The sequence below is a fragment of the Ensifer sp. 22460 genome, assembly GCF_052044935.1.
In the GTDB taxonomy this organism is placed as follows: Bacteria; Pseudomonadota; Alphaproteobacteria; order Rhizobiales; family Rhizobiaceae; genus Ensifer.
Genome location: NZ_JBQENZ010000020.1, coordinates 78,295 through 96,976, shown reverse-complemented (window position 1 = coordinate 96,976; position 18,682 = coordinate 78,295). Strand labels below are relative to the sequence as shown.

General features: G+C 61.8%; 16 protein-coding genes. 13 read left to right on the top strand and 3 right to left on the bottom strand.

Going from position 1 to position 18,682, the window contains the following annotated elements; all coding sequences use genetic code 11:
* The first annotated feature begins 35 nt into the window (after positions 1–35).
* From ACTJKM_RS23190 to ACTJKM_RS23145, 10 genes are all read left to right on the top strand, one after another.
* Positions 36–530 (top strand): N-acetyltransferase family protein, encoded by a 495-nt coding sequence (locus ACTJKM_RS23190; RefSeq protein WP_440661097.1) that lies wholly within the window; start codon positions 36–38, stop codon positions 528–530.
* A gap of 30 nt (positions 531–560) precedes the next feature.
* Positions 561–1,592 carry a histone deacetylase family protein gene (locus ACTJKM_RS23185; protein ID WP_440661034.1) on the top strand — a complete coding sequence of 344 codons (1,032 nt, stop codon included), beginning with the start codon at positions 561–563 and terminating at the stop codon, positions 1,590–1,592.
* Positions 1,593–1,912: 320 nt separating this feature from the next.
* Positions 1,913–3,475: an ABC transporter substrate-binding protein gene (locus tag ACTJKM_RS23180; protein ID WP_058326947.1), complete on the top strand. Its 1,563-nt coding sequence runs from the start codon at positions 1,913–1,915 to the stop codon at positions 3,473–3,475.
* Positions 3,476–3,533: 58 nt separating this feature from the next.
* Entirely contained in the window at positions 3,534–4,505 is a 972-nt protein-coding gene (locus ACTJKM_RS23175) for an ABC transporter permease (protein WP_113512345.1), read from the top strand.
* A gap of 10 nt (positions 4,506–4,515) precedes the next feature.
* A complete protein-coding gene (locus tag ACTJKM_RS23170) occupies positions 4,516–5,466 on the top strand; it encodes an ABC transporter permease (protein WP_440661033.1) in 951 nt (316 codons plus the stop codon).
* Between the two features lie 3 nt (positions 5,467–5,469).
* Complete coding sequence (locus ACTJKM_RS23165) at positions 5,470–6,663, top strand: amidohydrolase family protein (RefSeq protein WP_440661031.1); 1,194 nt, start codon at positions 5,470–5,472, stop codon at positions 6,661–6,663.
* Complete coding sequence (locus tag ACTJKM_RS23160) at positions 6,660–8,144, top strand: amidohydrolase family protein (protein WP_440661030.1); 1,485 nt, start codon at positions 6,660–6,662, stop codon at positions 8,142–8,144. Before ACTJKM_RS23165 ends, ACTJKM_RS23160 begins: the two co-directional genes overlap by 4 nt.
* Entirely contained in the window at positions 8,141–9,127 is a 987-nt protein-coding gene (locus tag ACTJKM_RS23155) for an ABC transporter ATP-binding protein (RefSeq protein ID WP_440661029.1), read from the top strand. The genes ACTJKM_RS23160 and ACTJKM_RS23155 overlap by 4 nt, the downstream gene beginning before the upstream one ends.
* A complete protein-coding gene (locus ACTJKM_RS23150) occupies positions 9,124–10,104 on the top strand; it encodes an ABC transporter ATP-binding protein (protein ID WP_440636178.1) in 981 nt (326 codons plus the stop codon). Before ACTJKM_RS23155 ends, ACTJKM_RS23150 begins: the two co-directional genes overlap by 4 nt.
* Before the next feature lie 275 nt (positions 10,105–10,379).
* Positions 10,380–11,030 (top strand): DUF480 domain-containing protein, encoded by a 651-nt coding sequence (locus ACTJKM_RS23145; RefSeq protein ID WP_113512337.1) that lies wholly within the window; start codon positions 10,380–10,382, stop codon positions 11,028–11,030.
* A gap of 72 nt (positions 11,031–11,102) precedes the next feature.
* On the opposite strand, the gene ACTJKM_RS23140 is transcribed toward ACTJKM_RS23145, so the two are convergent.
* Positions 11,103–11,837, bottom strand: a complete 735-nt coding sequence (locus tag ACTJKM_RS23140; RefSeq protein ID WP_113512335.1) for an aspartate/glutamate racemase family protein — start codon at positions 11,835–11,837, stop codon at positions 11,103–11,105.
* A 302-nt stretch (positions 11,838–12,139) separates the two neighbouring features.
* On the opposite strand from ACTJKM_RS23140, the gene ACTJKM_RS23135 reads away from it, so the two are divergent.
* Both ACTJKM_RS23135 and ACTJKM_RS23130 read left to right on the top strand, forming a co-directional pair.
* Positions 12,140–12,826: a GntR family transcriptional regulator gene (locus tag ACTJKM_RS23135; protein WP_440661027.1), complete on the top strand. Its 687-nt coding sequence runs from the start codon at positions 12,140–12,142 to the stop codon at positions 12,824–12,826.
* Between the two features lie 67 nt (positions 12,827–12,893).
* Positions 12,894–13,721: a bifunctional allantoicase/(S)-ureidoglycine aminohydrolase gene (locus ACTJKM_RS23130; RefSeq protein ID WP_057249556.1), complete on the top strand. Its 828-nt coding sequence runs from the start codon at positions 12,894–12,896 to the stop codon at positions 13,719–13,721.
* Positions 13,722–13,821: 100 nt separating this feature from the next.
* On the opposite strand, the gene ACTJKM_RS23125 is transcribed toward ACTJKM_RS23130, so the two are convergent.
* Positions 13,822–15,630, bottom strand: a complete 1,809-nt coding sequence (locus tag ACTJKM_RS23125; protein WP_440661026.1) for an ABC transporter ATP-binding protein/permease — start codon at positions 15,628–15,630, stop codon at positions 13,822–13,824.
* 205 nt (positions 15,631–15,835) lie between these two features.
* On the opposite strand from ACTJKM_RS23125, the gene ACTJKM_RS23120 reads away from it, so the two are divergent.
* Positions 15,836–16,681 (top strand): class I SAM-dependent methyltransferase, encoded by an 846-nt coding sequence (locus ACTJKM_RS23120; protein WP_440636174.1) that lies wholly within the window; start codon positions 15,836–15,838, stop codon positions 16,679–16,681.
* Positions 16,682–16,746: 65 nt separating this feature from the next.
* Here the strand turns inward: ACTJKM_RS23120 and ACTJKM_RS23115 are convergent, their stop codons facing one another.
* Positions 16,747–18,045, bottom strand: coding sequence for a S41 family peptidase (locus ACTJKM_RS23115; RefSeq protein WP_440636172.1), 1,299 nt, complete (start codon positions 18,043–18,045; stop codon positions 16,747–16,749).
* Positions 18,046–18,682: the final 637 nt, after the last annotated feature.

Sequence of the window (18,682 nt, the reverse complement as noted above, 5' to 3'; positions counted from 1 at the left end):
GCCTGCTGGCAGTGAAAGGGAAAACAGTGACGACGATGCAGCACTCCACGGCTGATATCCGAATTCGCGCAGGCGAACCAGGAGATGCCGACATCATACACAACGCGATCCTGGCTATGGGGCGTGGGCTCGAAATGGCGGACAAGGTCACCTGCACGGTCGATGACTATCGCCGTTTCGGCTTCGGTCCGAACGCCGCCTTCCACAGTCTGATCGCCGAGGCGGGTGCAGATCTTGCCGGTCTTTGCCTATTCTTCCCGATTTTTTCGACCTGGCGCGGGAGGCCCGGCGTCTTCGTGCAGGATCTGTATGTCGACGATCGTTTCCGTGGCCTCTGTATCGGCGAGCGCCTGCTTCGCGAAGTGGCCACATGGTCGAAGGTGCGGGGCGGCGACTATCTGCGGCTGGAAGTCGACGTGGAGAACTTGCCGGCGCAGCGCCTTTACGAGCGTATCGGCATCACCTGGCAGACGAAAGATCGCGCTCATGCCGCGTATGGCGAGGCGTTCGGGGCTCTGGCCGGGGACTGAAAGTTTGACGACGCAGGAAAGGGAGACAGCATGAAAGCCTTCTTTGCAGCCGAACAGAAGCGCCACAATCCGAAGGCCTTTCTCTCGAGCGGAGCGCCGCAGCCCAATCCGGAGCAGCCGGAACGGGTCGAGCGCCTGCTCACCGGTGCCCGTGCCGCCGGCTGCGAAATCCTGCGGCCGCGGATTCACCGTCTCGGCCCGATTGCCGCGGTGCACACGCCGGAGTATCTCGAGTTCCTCGAACATATCTACGTGCGCTGGCAACGTATCCCGGAAGCCTCGGGGGAGGTCATTCCGAACATCCATCCCTTGGCGCGTAATGGTCGCTACCCGGCGTCCGCCGTTGGCCAGGCCGGCTACCACATGGCCGATACCGCGTGTCCGATCTCGGGCGAAACCTGGGAGAGTGTGCTCTGGAGCGCCTGGAGCGCTGTCGAGGCGGCCGATACGGTGATGGCGGGAGAACGGGCGGCCTACGCGCTTTGCCGACCGCCAGGCCATCACGCCTTTGCCGACGTTGCCGGCGGTTTCTGCTTCGTCAACAATTCCGCGGTCGCGGCACAACGGCTCCTGACTAGCGGGTCTCGTGTCGTGATCCTCGATATCGATCTGCACCACGGCAACGGCACCCAAGGCATCTTCTATCACCGTGCCGATGTGCTCACGATTTCGATTCATGCGGACCCCGTGCGCTTTTATCCTTTCTTTTGGGGGCATGCGGACGAACGCGGCGAGGGGCCGGGCCTCGGATACAACCTCAATCTGCCGCTCGAACGCAAATCCGGCGACGCCGAGTTCCTGGCAGCACTCGACGTCGCCTTTCGGCGCATCCTGGCCTACGCGCCGGATGCGCTAGTCGTGGCGCTCGGTCTCGATGCCTTCGAAGGAGATCCCTTCGGCGGCCTTTCCGTTTCCACGCCCGGTTTCGCCCGGATTGGCGAAGCGATCGCGGGTCTCGGGCTTCCGACGGCGATCGTGCAGGAGGGCGGCTATCTCTGCGATGCGCTGTCCGACAACCTGACGGCTTTCCTCACCGGATTTGGCGGTGTGGCCATACGCTGACCGCTGCGCCCAAGCATCAGCAACCTGACAAATCGTGTTCGCCCGCCGGTATCGAAAGATGCCGGCGGGCGTGCCGTTTCAGGCGTCCGACGGATTTTATTCGCCTCATAGTTGCTGCTCGACCGCCGTCTTTCAAGCTGTTTGTTCGGGGAAGCGACCCCCACTTTCTACACCGTATGCCACTTTAAACATTTATGCATACAAAATTGTCGACAAAATAGTTGACATTGTCGCCAACAGCTTCAAATCTAGGGTGGCTTGCTCACGAGTGGGCGAGAGCGCCGGCATAGGGCGACTGACGAGAAAACAGAGGGAACGACATGAAACTGAGAAAGCATCTCCTCGCGGGGTTGGCATTTACCGTCCTCGCATCCTCGGCATCCGCCGAAACGCTGCGCTGGGGAAGCCCGCGGGATATCTTCTCGCTCGACCCCTATTCCTACGGCAGCACCTCGAACCTGGCCTTCCTCAACCACGTCTATGAGGGCCTGACGCGCTATACGCCGGAATTCAAGGTCGAGCCGGCGCTCGCCACGAGCTGGGAGATGGTGAAGGACAAGGTCTGGCGCTTCCATCTGCGCAAGGGCGTGAAGTTCCAGAACGGTGCCGATTTCACCGCCGACGACGTCGTTGCCTCGATGGCCCGCGTCAGCCACCCGACCTCGCCATTGCGCGGCAACATCCCCGCCTATGTCTCGACCACCAAGGTCGACGACTACACGGTCGACATCGAAGTGAATACGCTGAACCCGCTGTTCCTCAACGACATGACCAACATCTTCATGTTCGACAAGGACTGGCTGGTCGACAACAAGTCCGAGCTGCCGACCGACGTCGGCGCCAAGGTCGAAGGCTACGCCACCTACAACACCAACGGTACCGGCCCGTTCAAGGTCGAGTCCCGCGTTCCCGACAGCAAGACCGTGCTGATCAAGAACGATGGCTGGTGGGATACGCCCAAGCACAATCTCGACCGCATCGAATTCATGCCGATCACCTCGGCAGCCACCCGGGTCGCGGCGCTGCTTTCGGGCGAGATCGACCTCACCGATGGTGCCCCGGTACAGGATCTGGAGCGCCTCAAGAGTTCGCCGGATATCAAGGTCGTCGAGCGCACCGACCTGCGCACCGTGCATATGGTCTTCAACCGCCACGAGACCTTCGCCGACGGTCGCGAAAACTTCTTCAACAACATCAAGGTACGCCAGGCGATCGACCATGCGATTGACCGCCAGCTCATCTTCAAGCGCGTGATGCGCGGCAAGTCGCATGTTGCCGGCACCATGGTCGCGCCTGAGATCCCCGGCTACAGCGCCGAGCTCGATGTGCCGACCGCTTACGATCCGGAGCTCTCCAAGAAGCTACTTGAAGAGGCCGGGGCCGTCGGCAAGGAGTTCACGCTCGTCTGCATGAACGACGAGAGCGTCAACGAGGAAGACGTCTGCAGCGCGCTGGTTTCGATGCTGTCGCGCGTCGGTCTCAAGCCGACCCTCGACATCGGCCCGCGTGCGGTTCAGGCGCCGAAGCGCGCCGGCGGCAAGTCCGACGCCTACATGATCGGCTGGGCCAACGAGCCGACGCTCGATGCCTATTCGATCCTGGTTCAGGTTCTCTCGACACGCGAAGGTGCCGCCGGCGTCGCCAACTACGGCGGCTGGTCCTATCCGGAACTCGACGCCATGGTGAAGAAGGCCGCAGTCGAGATGGATCACGACAAGCGTCTGGCGATCGAAACCGAAGCGCTGAAGTTCGCCAAGGACGAGGTCATCATGATCCCGCTGCACCAGCAGCCGATGGCCTGGGCGATGTCCAAGAACGTCACGGACGTCACCATTCGCGCCGACAACAAGCCGCGCCACTGGCTGACGCGCATCGGCGACTGAGTTTCCTTGCCCCGGCAGAGCCTGCTCTGCCGGGCTTTCTCATTCAGCGAGAAACCCAATGATTGTCTTTCTCATCAAGCGACTGGCCAATGCCGTGCTGGTCATGCTCGCCGTTGCGCTGCTCGCCTTCTTGATCTTCCGCTTCGCCGGCGATCCGGTGGAGTTGATGGCCAACGAGCAGATGTCGCAGGCCGACCGCATCGAGCTGCGCGAAAAGCTCGGGCTCAACGATCCGTTCGTGACCCAGTTCGGCCGGTTCGTCGTCAACGCCGCACAGGGCGATTTCGGAATCAGCTACCGCAACGGCCAGGACGTCATGAAGCTGATTGCCGAACGCTTCCCGGCGACGATGGAGCTGGCGCTGGTCGCAACCGTGCTGTCCCTGCTGATCGGTATCCCGCTTGGCGTCATCACCGCGATCCACCGAGGACGATGGTACTCGGAGGGGCTACAGTTCGTCAGCATCATCGGCGTCTCGTTGCCGAGCTTCGTCGTCGGCATCCTCTTGATCCTCGTCTTTGCCGTAACGCTTGGCCTCGTACCCGCCTTCGGCCGCGGCGACGTGGTGCAGCTTGGCTGGTGGAGCACCGGTTTGCTGACAGCCTCGGGTCGCGCGTCCCTGCTGTTGCCGTCCCTTGCGCTCGCGCTTTACCAGATCACTCTGGTCATGCGCCTTGTCCGCGCCGAGATGATGGAAGTGCTGCGCTCGGACTTCGTCAAATTCGCACGTGCCCGCGGCGTGCCGCGCTGGCGGATCTATTTCCGCCATGCACTCCGCAACTGTCTGATGCCCGTCGTCACCATGACGGCGATGAACTTCGGCTCGCTGATTGCCTTCGCGCTGATCACCGAAACCGTGTTCCAGTGGCCGGGCATGGGCATGCTGTTCATCCAGGCGGTGACCTTCCTCGATATGCCTGTCATGGCGGGGTATCTCTGCATCGTCTCCTTCATCTTCGTCACGCTCAATACGCTCGTCGATATCGCCTATGCGGTCATCGATCCGCGGTTGCGCGATGCCACCCGCTGAGGTCGCTGCCATGACAGATTACGTCCAGCAAACCACACCACCACGCCGGCCCTCGCGGCTTGCCCGCTGGCGCCAGAGCGATCTCTGGTGGTCCTTCACCCACAAGCCGTCGGCGATCATCGGCGCGGTCATCCTCACCTTCCTGATCGTAACCGCCTTTTCCGCGCCGCTGATTGCGCCGCAGAACCCGTTCGATCCGGCCCAGCTCGAACTCTGGAATTCCGAGCTGCCGCCGATCTGGGAGGCCGACGGCCAGTGGCCCTACGTGCTCGGCACGGACACGCAAGGCCGCGACATGCTTTCGGCGATCCTCTACGGCTCGCGCATCTCGATCCTGATCGGCGTCGCCTCGGTCGTCCTTTCATTGGCCGTGGGTTTGAGCCTCGGGCTCGTCGCCGGATATTTCGGCCGCTTCATCGACAACCTCTTGATGCGCATCGGCGACGTGTTGCTGTCGATCCCGACCATCCTGATCGCCATTCTCGTCAGCGCAGTCGCACGTCAGATGCTGCCGCCGGAACTCAGGGATGTCGGCTCCGCTGCCGTCCTGGTGCTGGCGATCACGCTCAGCGCCTGGGTGCAATATGCCCGTACCGTCCGCGCCCAGACGATCGTCGAGCGCGGCAAGGAGTATGTCCAGGCCGCGCGTCTTTTGAAAACGCCGGCGCGGCGGATCATGCTGAAGCACATCCTGCCGAACACGCTGACGCCGATCCTGGTCGCGGCGACCTTGAACTTCGGCATGGCGATCCTGACCGAGGCGACGCTCTCCTTCCTCGGTATCGGCATGCCGCCGAGCCAGCCTAGTTTGGGAACACTGATCCGCCTCGGCAACCAGTTTTTGTTCTCGGGCATCTGGTGGGTCGTGCTCTTCCCCGTCGTCCAGCTTTGCCTTCTCGTGGTTTCCGTCAACCTGCTCGGTGACTGGCTGCGCGATGCGCTCAATCCGAAATTGAGGTGAATGATGTCCAATCTCCTGCTCCGTAACGTCAGGCCCAATGCCGGCGAAGCGACCGACATCCTCGTGCGCGACGGCAAGATCGCGGCCTTCGGTAAAGGACTTTCCGCTGAAGGCGTAGCAACCGAGGACGGCAACGGCCATATCGTGATCTGTGGTCTCGTCGAAGCCCATACGCATCTCGACAAGTCGGTCTGGGGCATGCCCTGGCATGTGAACGCCAAGTCTGCGAGCTTGCGCGAACGCATCGACTTCGAGCGCGAGCAGCGGCTTGAAATCGGCATCGAGCCGCACCGCCAGTCCATGCGCCAAGCGATCATGCTTGCCGCCAACGGTGCGAGCCACATCCGCAGCCACGTCGACATCGACACGACCCACGGTCTCAGGCTGATGGAAGGCATCGTCGAGACCCGCAAGGCGCTTGAGGGCATCATCGACATCGAGATCGTCGCCTTCCCGCAGTCGGGCCTCGTCACCCGCCCGGGCACCGTCGAACTCCTCGACAAGGCTCTCAGCAACGGCGCGGAAGTCCTTGGCGGCATTGATCCTTGCGGCATCGACCGGGACCCGAAGGGACACCTCGACGCGATCTTCGGCCTTGCCGACAAACATGCAAAGCCGATCGATATTCACCTGCACGAGCTGGGCGAACTCGGTGCCTTCAGCATGGAGATGATGTTCGAGCGCATCCGCGCCCTCGGCATGCAGGGCAAGGTGGCGATCAGTCACGCCTTCGCGCTCGGAGCACCGGATTATCTGCGCGTCGCTGGCCTGATCGAACAGATTGCCGAGCTCGATATCCGCATCGTCACAACCGGCTCGCCGTCGTCGACCGTGCCGTCGATCCTTCGATTGAAGGAAGATGGCGTCAAGGTCGCGGCTGGCTGCGACGGCATCCGCGATACCTGGGGTCCGTGGGGACAGCCCGACATGATGGATCGCGCCCGCATCCTCGGCATGAAGAACGGGCTTCGCCGTGATGTCGATCTCGAACATGCGCTGCATGTCTGCTCCAAGGGGGGCGCCGAGGTCATGGACATTAGGGGATACGGCCTGGATGTGGGCTGCGACGCCGATTTCACCCTGCTCACCGGCGAGACGCTGGCCCATGCCGTCGTCGACGTCGCGCCGCGGCCGCTGGTCGTCAAGCGCGGACGTGTCATCGCTCGAAACGGCATTGCGGAGGTAGCAATCCCATGAACACCATCAAGGATTTGACACTTGGCCAACGTCCCGAGGGACGCACGCTTCTGACGGCGCAATGGGTGCTCGGTCACCGTGACGGCTCGCACCGGCTGATCCCGAACGGCGAAGTCGTGATCGAAGGCGGCACGCTGCTTTATGTCGGCCCACGCTTTGAGGGAGAAGTGGCGCGCCGCATCGATCTCGGCGCGGCGATGATCAGCCCCGGCCTGATCGACCTCGACGCGCTCTCGGATCTCGATACGACGGTCCTCTCGATCGACCATCAGCCCGGTTGGGCCAAGGGTCGCGTCTGGCCGCGCTCCTATATCGAGCGCGGGCCCTATGAGATGTACACGCAGGAGGAACTGGCGTTCCAGAAGCGCTTTGCCTTCGCCCAGCTTCTCCTGAACGGCATCACCACGGCAGCCCCGATCGCCTCGCTCTTCTACCGCGAGTGGGGCGAGACCGTCGCGGAGTTCGCCGCCGCTTCCGACGCGGCCGGCGATCTGGGTCTGCGCGTCTATCTGAGCCCGGCCTATCGCGCCGGCGGCATGATGGTGACGGCGCCGGGCCAGCTCGAAGCGATCTTCGACGAAGCAAGGGGCCTGAGGGGCCTCGAGGATGCCATCGGCTTCATCCGCGAGCATGAAGGGCGCCACGGTGGACTGGTCAAGGGTTTGCTGGCTCCGGACCGGGTGGAAACCTGCACCGAGAAGCTTCTCATCCGCACTGCCGACGCGGCGCGCGACCTTGATTGTCCGATCCGCCTGCATGCGGCGCAGGGCACCATGGAAGTCGATACCGTTCGCCGCTTGCACGACAAGACGGCGCCGGAGTGGTTGGCAAGCTTCGGCTTCCTCAGCGACCGGTTGATTGCGCCGCATGCGACGCAGGCGACCGACAACGATCTGCGCCTTTATGCCGAAAACGGCGTCAGCATCGTCCATTGCCCGCTGGTTTCGGCTCGCGGCGGCAGCACGCTGAACTCGTTCCGCTCCGTCAAGTCCCGCGGCGTCAACATCGCCATGGGCACCGACACGACACCGCCGGACATGCTGATGAACCTTCTGGTCGGCCTAATTACCTGCCGCGTGGTCGAAAACGATCCAGGCGCCGTCAGCTGTGCCGATCTCTTCGACGCCGCGACACTTGGCGGCGCCAAGGCCCTCCGCCGGTCGGATCTCGGCCGCCTGGAAGCGGGGGCTCGGGCCGACATCGCCGTCTTCGATCTCATGGATCACCACATGGCCCCGGCGGTCGATCCGATCACCACGCTGGTGGTCGGCGGTTCTGGACGCGTCACCAAGGCGGTCTTCATCGATGGCCGTCTGTCGATGCGTGACGGCGAAGTGGCAGGCTTCGATATGAACGAGGCGCGCGCAAAGGCGCAGGTACAGTTCGATGGCCTGATCGCCAAATATCCCGAAAGAAGCTGGGGTCACCCGCCGGTCAGCGAGATCTTCCCGCCGAGCTACCCTCTGGAGATGCCGCGATGACGGAACATGTTTCATCGGCCGTGCTTGACGTTCGCGGCCTCTGCGTTGAATTCCCCGGCCGCCATGGCACTGTTTCGGCACTGTCAGACGTTTCGCTCAGCATTCGCCCGGGTGAGATCCTTGGCGTCGTCGGCGAATCCGGCGCAGGCAAGTCAATGACCGGTCTTGCGGTCCAGGGACTGCTGGAGCCGCCCGGCCGTATCTCCGGCGGAGAGGTCTGGCTCGCCGGCCGCCGCATCGACCAGCTCGGCGACAAGGAGATGCAGAACGTGCGTGGCCGGCAGATCGGCGCGATCTTCCAGGATCCGCTGACCTCGCTCAACCCGCTCTTCACGATCGGAGCGCAACTTGTCGAGACCATTCGCCTCCACCTGAAGCTCACCAAGGCCGACGCCAAGGCGCGTGCCATCCAGTTGCTGAAGGAGGTCGGTATTCCGGCGCCCGAGGCGCGCTACGATCACTATCCGCATCAGTTCTCGGGCGGCATGCGCCAGCGCGTCGTCATCGCCTTGGCGCTCGCCGCAGAGCCGAAGCTGATCATTGCCGACGAGCCGACGACGGCACTCGACGTCTCGATCCAGGCGCAGATCACCTCGCTGCTCCGCCGTCTTTGCGACGATCATGGAACCGCGGTCATGCTGGTCACCCACGACATGGGCGTCATCGCAGAGACCGCCGACCGTGTCGCAGTCATGTATGCCGGACGGCTGGTTGAGATCGGTCCAGTCGGCGACGTGCTGAAGAATGCGCGTCATCCTTATACCCGCGGTCTGATGGGCTCGATCCCGGCACTCGGCCGTCGCGTCGAGCGCCTGAACCAGATCGACGGTTCGATGCCGCGGCTGAACGCAATCCCGACCGGCTGCGCCTTCAACCCGCGTTGCCCGGAGGCGGGGCCGCGCTGCCGCAAGGATCGTCCCGAGCCGGCCCCGGTCGGCTCCGGCGTCGCCGCATGCTGGCTCAATGCAGGAGGAGTTCTATGAGTGATGCCCTGACGGTCAACGACCTGACCTGCAATTTCGATGTTTCCGCGCCCTGGCTCAACCGGGTGATCGAGCGCAAGCCGCGGCAGTTCGTGCGGGCGGTGGACGACATCAGTTTCAGCGTGCCGATGGGCGGCTGTCTGAGCCTCGTCGGTGAATCCGGCTGCGGCAAGTCGACGGTGGCAAGGCTTGTCACCGGTCTCTACCGGGCGAGCGAAGGCGACGTGCGATTTGCGCCCGGCAAGAACGGGCAACCGCTTTCGGCGCAGATGATCTTCCAGGATCCCTATGCCAGCCTCAACCCGCGCTGGCGCGTGCGCAACATCATCGCCGAGCCGCTGCGCGAGCTGAAGCTTCGCAGTTCGGAAGCGGAGGTCATGGAGCGTGTCGGCGAACTGCTGACGATCGTCGGCCTCGCGCCTTCGGACGGAACCAAGTTTCCGCACGAATTCTCCGGTGGCCAGCGCCAGCGCATATCGATCGCACGGGCGCTTGCCGGCGAGCCGGAGTTCCTCGTTTGCGACGAGCCGACCTCTGCACTCGATGTGTCGGTCCAGGCCCAGATCCTGAACCTCATGCGCAAGCTGCAGGACGAGATGGGGCTGACCTATCTCTTCATCAGCCACGACATGAGCGTGGTGCGCCACATGTCGGACCGTATCGCGGTGATGTATCTGGGGCGCATCGTCGAAGAGGCGGACACCGAAACGCTCTTCGCCAATCCGCGGCATCCCTATACGCAACTGCTGCTGGAGACGATTCCGGACATCACCCATCCGAAGCGTGGACGAAGCATCGCTGCCAGCGAGGTGCCGAGCCCGCTCAATCCACCGTCCGGCTGCACGTTCCATCCACGCTGCCCCTTTGCGGACCAGCGCTGCAAGAGTGAGCGGCCGGAAATGCGCAATTTCGCCGACGGTTCGCGTGCCGCCTGCCACCGCATCGAAGAAACGGTGAAGGCTACCCACGCGGCCTGACACATCTAGTTCCCTGAAGCCTTGGGCTCCGTGTCGTGCCAGTCGCGGAGCCTCTTTTTTTGGGGCGATGTTCAGGCGAACCGTATTGTGAGCGAACGTGTTTCGCATCCCTGTCGTCAGGCGAATGCTACGGTGCTAACCGGAATTCAACGAAATAAACCGATGACCATTTCCGGGCTTCGACACTCACGTTAGGGTAGGGGCCGAAAGCCGGGCAGCATTCCGTTTGGGGGGGCTCGGTTGGGATCGAATGCGTTGATTTGAAGAGTTGGCTTATGAACACGACCTCCGACACCGATTTCCCCGTCCTCAATGCCGTTGAAGCCCGCATTCTCGGCTGCCTGATCGAAAAGAAGGAAACGACGCCCGACGTCTACCCGCTGACGCTCAATTCGGCGCATGCAGCCGCCAACCAGAAGACGGCCCGCGATCCCGTCATGGCGGTCGAACAGGTGGACGTCCACCGCGCGCTCTCGTCGCTGGCGCAGAAGGGGTTGGTCCGCCAGGCGTTTGCGTCCAGGGTCGAGCGCTACGAGCACCTGGTAGCCAACCGCTTCTCGCTGACCTCGCCGCAGATCGTCATGCTGGGTCTTCTGCTTCTTCGCGGTCCGCAGACCGCTTACGAGCTCTGGGCACGCAGCGAGCGCATGGCGCGGTTCTCCTCGATCGAGGAGCTGAAGGACAATCTCGATCTGATGATAGGCCGCCGGCCGCCACTGATCGTTCAATTGAACCGAGGCGCCGGCCAGCGCGAGGACCGCTTCGCGCATCTGCTGTGCGGTGAAGTCGAGCAGCCGGCTGCCGAGAGGGTGGCGATGTCTTCGGCTCCGAGTGGCTCAGCGCTATCCGCCCTCGAGGAACGACTGGAAGCGCTCGAGCAGAAGGTGGCGACGCTGCAGGAGCAGCTTGACGCCTTGATGCGCTGATCTAGCCAATCGGCATCAGCGCGAGAGCTACCGGACGGAGGTGCCGCCCGGTGGCCCGTAAAGGCTTGAGATTTAGCCGGCGACGTCAGCCAGCCTGCAGGCCGGGTTTTCTTTGGCACGGGGATAGTCATAGGCGCCGACCTTTGAGGTGGCATAACCGCCACCGACCAGGGCTTCGGCTAGCTTCACCGCAGCGGTCACGCCGTCGATAACAGGCATGCCGGTGCGCGCCTTCAGGCGGTCGCAAAGCTCGGACATACCGGCGCAGCCGAGAATGATTGCTTCGGCACCATCTTCCTGCCGCGCCTTGAGGATCTCCTGCACCAGCATCTCCTCGGTATGGGCGAGGTCCTCTTCCAGCGCCAGCACCGGCATGTCCACCGAACGGACCTTGCGGCAGCGATGACCGGCACCATAGGCGTCAGCCAGATCCTCGATGATCGGCACGGAACGGGGCAGGGTGGTGATGATCGTAAAGCGGGTCGCGATGTTCATCGCCACTTGCACGGCCGCCTGACAGATGCCGATCACCGGACCACGGGCGATCTCACGCGCAGCACCAAGGCCCGGGTCATCGAAGCAGGCGATGACATAGGCGTCGATGCCGCGCATCTCGCCCTTACGAATCTCTGCGAGCATCGCCGGCACGGCCATGGCTTCGTCGGCATGCCCTTCAATGCTGGGCGGGCTTGACGTTGGGTTAACGGACTCCAGTAGGGTATGAGGGGCTGCGACGCGCTCGGCACTGCGATGCGCCTGTTCGGTCATGGAGCCGGTAGAATTCGGGTTAATGAGCAGGAGGCGCATGGATCAGCTCGTCTTCCGAAGGCCGGCAATCAAGGGGGCGTCGGCGGTGATGTCGGGAGAGCGCGTCACGCTCAACTCCTGGTCCGGCAGTTCTGTGAATTCAAGGTCCATCGGGGCTCTCAAGTGGCATCGCGCCCCGGTTTCGGGCCGGTGGCACGGTCGTGTTTAAGCAGTTGCCATTGCACATCAAGTTGCGGTACACAATATTGTCTACAATTTTGTAGTCAATATCTAACTGCAGCTGATGGAATTGACTTTGAGCGCCGCACGGCGAGAGTAAGCGAACGGCTAAGGGAGATTTCATGTATAACGCGGACGAAGCCGCCGGTGCTCCGACGGCGATCATTTGCGAGAAGATCTGGCTTGCGATTGCAGAGCGGCGGTTACGACCGGGAACGCGGCTGAAAGAAGAGCAACTTGCCGAGATATTCTCCGTCAGCAGAGCCCGCATCCGACAGGCACTGACCGCGCTGGAGCGCGATGGCCTGGTGACGATCATGCCGAACCGGGGCGCCTTCGTCTCTGAGCCCTCCGTCGATGAGGCGCGCGATGTCTTCGTTGCCCGCCGGGCTATTGAGCAGCGCGTCGTCGAGCGCCTGTGCGAACGCGCCAACCCCAAGGATATCGTCCGGCTGCGAGGCCATATCGAGGAAGAGCGCATTGCCGGCCGATCCGGAAATCTTTCTGATATCGTTCGGCTTTCCGGCGGTTTCCACCTCTTGCTTGCGGAACTTTCTGGTTCTGGCTTTCTCTTCGGTATCCTGCGCGACCTGGTCTCCCGTACATCCTTGATCACCGCGATGTACCGTTCGAACCATCTTCACAATTGCGGGCCGGACGAACATCTGGCTGTGGTTGAACACATTGCAGCGCGCGATGTCGCCAGCGCGATCAAGGAAATGGCCGAACACCTGAACCATGTGGAAGCGGAACTGGATCTGGACGAGGAGAAGGATCAGCCCCGCGATCTTCGCACCGCCTTGCTTTGACGCTCAAACGAACCAATTGCACCGCTGATAAGAGGAGGCGGTGCCTGCCAGCAGACTGAAGGAAGATATGACCAACCGTAGTTACTATGCGCCGCATGGCGGCAACCCGCCGCAAACCCAACTTCTTTCGGATCGCGCGGTCTTCACCGAAGCCTACGCCGTGATTCCAAAGGGGACGATGATGGATATCGTCACCAGCTATCTGCCGTTCTGGGACAAGACCCGGCTGTGGATATTGTCGCGACCGCTCTCCGGTTTTGCTGAAACATTTTCACAATATATCATGGAAATCGCTCCGGGCGGTGGCAGCGACAAGCCCGAACTGGACGAGGGAGCCGAGGGGGCGATCTTCGTCGTCGAAGGCGAACTGACCGTCACGCTCGACGGCAAGGCACACAAGATGCAGCCGGGCGGCTTCGCCTTCATCCCACCGGCCAGCAACTGGAGCGTTCGCAATGGAAGCGAAGCGCCGGTTCGCTTCCATTGGGTGCGCAAGGCCTATGAGTATGTCGATGGCTTGCCTGTGCCGGAAGCCATCTTCACCAATGAAGCCGAAATCACCCCGTCGCCGATGCCTGGCACCGACGGCAAGTGGGCGACGACGCGCTTCGTCGATCCGGCCGATCTGCGCCACGACATGCACATGACAATCGTCACGTTCGAGCCCGGCGCGATCATTCCCTTCGCCGAGACACACGTCATGGAGCATGGCCTTTACGTGCTGGAAGGCAAGGCGGTCTACCGGCTCAATCAGGATTGGGTCGAGGTCGAGGCCGGCGACTACATGTGGCTTCGCGCCTTCTGCCCGCAGGCCTGCTACGCCGGTGGTCCGGGCAAGTTCCGCTATCTGCTCTACAAGGACGTGAACCGCCATATGAAGCTGCGGGCGCGCTAAGGAAACTTACGCTAGGTAAAGCAAAACCGCGCATTCGACGAATGCGCGGTTTTCTATTTTCCTCAATGCGTTACTGGCGCTTCCGAATGGCTCGCTTGCTTCAATCCACCAATTGCGGATCGGCGGGCTGAAGGCTCCTTGGCTGCAGTCGTCGTAGCGTATTGCCTGCCGGGTTCTTGTCGAGGTGCAGCACGCGGGTGAAGAAGTCATTGCCGCGTTCGGTGCGTCCGATATTGACGATCGCGACACCTTTGAGCTCTTCATCCATGAACTTCAGAACGCGCTGGTAGGCGTCGTCCTCAAGCGTGTCGAGCGCCTCGTCGATGATCAGCCACCGCGGCTTGTGCAAGCTGAGCCGGGCAATCGCCAAAAGGCGCTGTTCCGCTTCGCTGAGGTTCATCTCCTTTCGCGCATCCTGGTCAAGCCGGCCGCTGAGGCGACCAAGCCCGACCTTGGAGAGCACCGCTGCAAGTTCACCCTTGCTGTAGCTATCAGTTGGACCGGGGTAGGCGAGAACTTCGCCCAGGGTCCCGGGTGGGAAGTAAGGTGACTTCGGAACGAAGGCGAGGCCATCATCGACCGGCAGTGCAATGCGGCCGTGACCCCAGGGCCAAAGGCCGGCGATCGCCCGGAAGAATGGCGCCTTCTCCACCTCAGGCGCACCGGTGACAAGCACCCTTTCGCCCGGATCGATTGTCACGCTTTGCTCCCGCAGCGTGATGCAGCCCGTCGGCGAGACGATTTCGATATTGTCGAAACTCATCTGCGACGTTTTCGACGTCTTGAAGTCGATACGTTTGTCGCCCTCGTGCCTTTCGTCGGTCATCAGCAATGCGGAACGGAAGGCGGCAACGCGTAGCAGCGTGGCACGCCAGTCGGCGATCGCGCCGATGTTGTCGACGAACCAGCGCAACGACGCATGCACCTGGTTGAAGGCACCAACCGCCATCATCAGCCCGCCGAAGCTCAGGTCGCCGGCAAAGTAAACCGGTGCCGCAATGACGATCGGGGCAACGACCGTGATCCAGCCATAACCGCCCGTCACCCAGGTCAGGCGTGTCACCGCGCGCAACAGGCCGTAGCTGATCTCGAGCACCGAGGAGAGATCGCGCTGCAACCGCTTCTTTTCATTGGCCTCGCCTGAAGATAGAGACACGGCCTCGATATGCTCGTTAACGCGCATCAGCGAGAAACGCAGCGCCGCCTCACGGGCATAGTGTTCACCGTTCAGGGCCACCAGCGGACGGCCGACCAGCCAGCTTAGCCACGAGGCCGTGCCTGCATAGAGAATGGCGGCCCAGACCATATAGCCAGGTATGGCGAAGGCGTAGCCCGCCACATGGAAGACGAAGCCGTCGGACAGCGACCACAACACGCCGATGAAGCTCACCAGCAAAATACCCGATTGGAAAAGGCCGATTGAAAGCCCGGCTGACAGATCAGTCAGGTGGCGTGCATCCTCATGGATGCGTTGATCCGGGTTGATGCCGATTGCGCCGGCGTTCGCCAGACGAAACGCGCGCGAGGGGCGCATCCATTCGGTTATGAGATCGTCCGTCAGGCCCTCGCGCAGCCGCAGCTTGATGACCTGTCCGAGCCAGGTTTGCAGGACGTTGAGGACGAGAAGCACGCCAGCGATCTGGGCGAAGACGACCAACTGATGAAGAAAGGCGGGCAGGTCGCGTCGCTCGAGCGTGTCGTAGAATGGTTTGTACCATCGATTGAGGATGATCTGGCCGAAGGCTGTCACAACGATAACAACGACGATGGTTATGCTGAGCCAAATGATCTTGTTGCGTAGCGGCGAGGCCATGAAAGCCCGATGCATCATCCGCAATTGATCACCGAGGGATTGTTCGTCGCTGGGCTGTATCCGGCCGCTATTCTTGACGTTCGTCCGGTTCGACATCGGTGCGAATCTCTCCTTCCCGGTATCTTTAATTGGAATATAGCGTGCCTTACGCTCTCACCCTAGAGCGGATTGTCTAAGCTCACATGTAACCGCGGTCACAAAGGCCCTCGTATCCCGGCGCAAAATTGATTTGTGCCATTCGAAAGCGGGTTCATAGTTTCGCCAGACGACGTCGAAAAACGGCGCCAAGGGAGGAACCTGTATGTCCGCGCATCTCGATCAAATCCGCGATCAGCAAAGAGAAACCTGGGACCGCTTTTCCGCCGGTTGGAAGAAATGGGACGCTCTCGTTCTCGGCTGGCTTGCCCCCTTCGGCCAGGCGATGATCCGCCAAGCAGCGATCAAAGACGGCGATCAGGTGCTTGACGTCGCTGCCGGGACAGGCGAGCCGGGACTGACCGTCGCCGCCTCGATCCCGAACGGGCGCGTCACCGTCACAGATCTATCCGAGCGCATGCTTCAGGTGGCGAGCGAAAACGCCAGGAACCGCGGTCTGACGAACTTTGAAACCAGGATCTGCGACGCCGGCGCATTGCCTTTCTCCGACGCTACGTTCGACGCTGTTCTTTGCCGGTTTGGCTTCATGTTTTTCCCTGATGTTGCGGCAGCAGCCGAACAATTGAAGCGGGTCGCGAAACCGGGTGCACGTGTTTGTGCCGCCGTCTGGGCCTCGCCTGACAAGAACATCTGGGCAACGACGATCATGTCGACCATTGCGCGCCACGTGGAAATGCCGAAGCCGCCGGCGGGAGCGCCCGGCCTGTTCCGCTGTGCGCCCGAGGGCCTGATGACTGCCGTCTTTACTGACGCGGGCCTGCGAGACGTCCGTGAGGAAGAGGTCACGACCACGATGGTTCACGACACGCCCGAAGACTATTGGACCTTCATGACCGAAATCGCCGCACCCGTGGTCGCGGGGTTGGGCCAGGCCGATATTGCAACACGGGAGCGTATCAAGTCTGAGGTTCTGGATCTTGCCCGACAGTCGATCCGGGCGGGCAAAGTCGAATTGCGCTCCACCGCAACAGTCGTCGCCGGTACGTGTTAGCCGCTAGAGCGCGCTTGCGCTCGAGGCTTTGGCGTGAGGCGCCTGGGGCATGAACATTGAGCGGACTAGCGTGTCAACGCTGGGTCGAGTGGCGCGGAAATCCGGCCATTTTTGCCGGCGGCGAGCATCCGGGCCATCCCGTTGATCGCCGCCTCCCGCTGTGGATCCCTTCCTGCCGCATAGGCAAGCGGCGACGCCACCGAAATATCCGGCTCGATGCCGACAGCTTCGAGCCGAAGATCGTTGTCGATCACCGCATCGGAAACCGCGAGTTCGAACAGACTGTCATCCGGCAAGACATAGGCGCGACCTGCGAGCAGGGCGCCCGCCGTCCGTTCACCGACCAGCGGGATGGCATTCTGCCTGAGGGCGTAGGCGAAGAGCTCCAGGCCGCTGCGCGTGCCTTTATCGATCAGCGCGATCACCGGCTTTCGCCAACGGAAGTTTGCGAGTGTCGCATCCCCGCGGCGCGGCACCAAACGGAAGGACGGCGTGTCGCCAACGAAAAGCTCCGCCGCATCGGCAGGGCCACCACCCCAGCGCCCGCGCAAGTCAACGACAACACCCTCGGCGTCCTTGAGGCGGCCGGTCGCAAGCGCTTCCGCGACAATATCGAGGCCATTGCGCGTTGAGAGCGTCCACATCCGCACGTAACCGATCTTGTGGCCATCGCGTTCCTTGAGTGTCATGCTCTCGTCGATCGCCCGCTCGAACATCGGCAGCGGCCGCAAGCGCTCCACCTGGACTTTCGCCGAAATCGGTGCGGCGTCGCGATGGCGTCGAAGCCGGATCTCGACGCTCCGACCTACCTTATCGGCGAAAGAGCCGATTTCCCGGTAGGGGAGCCCGTCCACCGACAGGATCTCGTCACCAACGAGCAGGCCGGCCTTCTCGGCCGGCGATCCATCGTAGACATCGGCAACGAAGCGACGATCACCATCAACGGCCGTCACCATGCCGATGCCGGGATAGCGGACTTCGCCATCCGGCGGAAAGAGGCGGCGCACGTCATTCCGAATTGCGAAACGGAAAATGTCGGAGAGTTCGAAATAGTCGATCGTATCGGGCTTGTAGCGTCCGGTATGCGAGACCCGAAGGCTGGAAAGGACCGATGTGATTGCGTCGTCGACGTCGCTGGGCGAACTCGCGGCCGCGATCGAGTGCAACCTCCCGTCGATTTGTGCCCGGGCAGCGGCGGTAAAGCGGGCCAGCGCCGTTGTGTCGTAGAATTCCTTATCCACCAGTTCGACGACGCGGTCAAACACAGGCTGGCCCGAACGCGTAACGTCGGCAGCGTGGGGAGCAGTCGGCTCCGACAGGAGCAACGAAAAGGTCAGCAACGTACCTGCGAAGCCAGGGCGCATAGCTCGTCCTCCGGTTTCCGATCGCTTGATTATCGGCCAAACACGGCTTCTTGGGAGGCGGCCTGATTGCAAAATCGCGTGATCTCGGCAGTGGCCGCCGGCCGCCCTGTGGTTCCGCTCGTTTTCAGATCGGAGTTCCCGGTGGCAGGCAAGGCGTCGCAACGATCGTAGGCTATTGGAATGCAATTTTTGATTGCAATCTAATCGATCATTAAACGCGAGGCGATTAATCGACACCCGAATGGCGGTCATGTGGCGTACGAACCGGCGCTGAGCAGATCGGGCCTCTGATCACTTTGGGTCATCAAAAAGAGGCGGCCGAATTAGCTCGTAGGAGCTATAAAATCCATTCAAACCAATCCGTTGATGGCGACAGATCTATTATGAAAATTTTGTAACGCAGTTGTCATATGCTTTCCGGTTTAAGTAAAAATCGAGCGGATTATGAAGATTTATTGACTGCGAAAGATTACGGCTTGTCTTTCCGCATTAGAGTTTGTTAACATTCGAATATAGGGGTTTCATTACAGCTTTGAACGCGGGAGGGTGGCATGCCGCTGTCGTCGATGCTTGATTCCAAGAATTCCCGACACCTCCGCCGAAAGTCAGCCGCACAGGATGGGCCACCTCCCCAGGA

Bases quoted from the DNA above. Each gene is read 5' to 3' on its own strand.
- ACTJKM_RS23160 (WP_440661030.1), top strand. From the start codon at position 6,660: ATGAACACCATCAAGGATTTGACACTTGGCCAACGTCCCGAGGGACGC.
- ACTJKM_RS23185 (WP_440661034.1), top strand. From the start codon at position 561: ATGAAAGCCTTCTTTGCAGCCGAACAGAAGCGCCACAATCCGAAGGCC.
- ACTJKM_RS23125 (WP_440661026.1), bottom strand. From the start codon at position 15,630: ATGTCGAACCGGACGAACGTCAAGAATAGCGGCCGGATACAGCCCAGC.
- ACTJKM_RS23130 (WP_057249556.1), top strand. From the start codon at position 12,894: ATGACCAACCGTAGTTACTATGCGCCGCATGGCGGCAACCCGCCGCAA.
- ACTJKM_RS23190 (WP_440661097.1), top strand. From the start codon at position 36: ATGCAGCACTCCACGGCTGATATCCGAATTCGCGCAGGCGAACCAGGA.
- ACTJKM_RS23180 (WP_058326947.1), top strand. From the start codon at position 1,913: ATGAAACTGAGAAAGCATCTCCTCGCGGGGTTGGCATTTACCGTCCTC.
- ACTJKM_RS23175 (WP_113512345.1), top strand. From the start codon at position 3,534: ATGATTGTCTTTCTCATCAAGCGACTGGCCAATGCCGTGCTGGTCATG.
- ACTJKM_RS23165 (WP_440661031.1), top strand. From the start codon at position 5,470: ATGTCCAATCTCCTGCTCCGTAACGTCAGGCCCAATGCCGGCGAAGCG.
- ACTJKM_RS23150 (WP_440636178.1), top strand. From the start codon at position 9,124: ATGAGTGATGCCCTGACGGTCAACGACCTGACCTGCAATTTCGATGTT.
- ACTJKM_RS23145 (WP_113512337.1), top strand. From the start codon at position 10,380: ATGAACACGACCTCCGACACCGATTTCCCCGTCCTCAATGCCGTTGAA.
- ACTJKM_RS23135 (WP_440661027.1), top strand. From the start codon at position 12,140: ATGTATAACGCGGACGAAGCCGCCGGTGCTCCGACGGCGATCATTTGC.
- ACTJKM_RS23140 (WP_113512335.1), bottom strand. From the start codon at position 11,837: ATGCGCCTCCTGCTCATTAACCCGAATTCTACCGGCTCCATGACCGAA.
- ACTJKM_RS23170 (WP_440661033.1), top strand. From the start codon at position 4,516: ATGACAGATTACGTCCAGCAAACCACACCACCACGCCGGCCCTCGCGG.
- ACTJKM_RS23120 (WP_440636174.1), top strand. From the start codon at position 15,836: ATGTCCGCGCATCTCGATCAAATCCGCGATCAGCAAAGAGAAACCTGG.
- ACTJKM_RS23115 (WP_440636172.1), bottom strand. From the start codon at position 18,045: ATGCGCCCTGGCTTCGCAGGTACGTTGCTGACCTTTTCGTTGCTCCTG.
- ACTJKM_RS23155 (WP_440661029.1), top strand. From the start codon at position 8,141: ATGACGGAACATGTTTCATCGGCCGTGCTTGACGTTCGCGGCCTCTGC.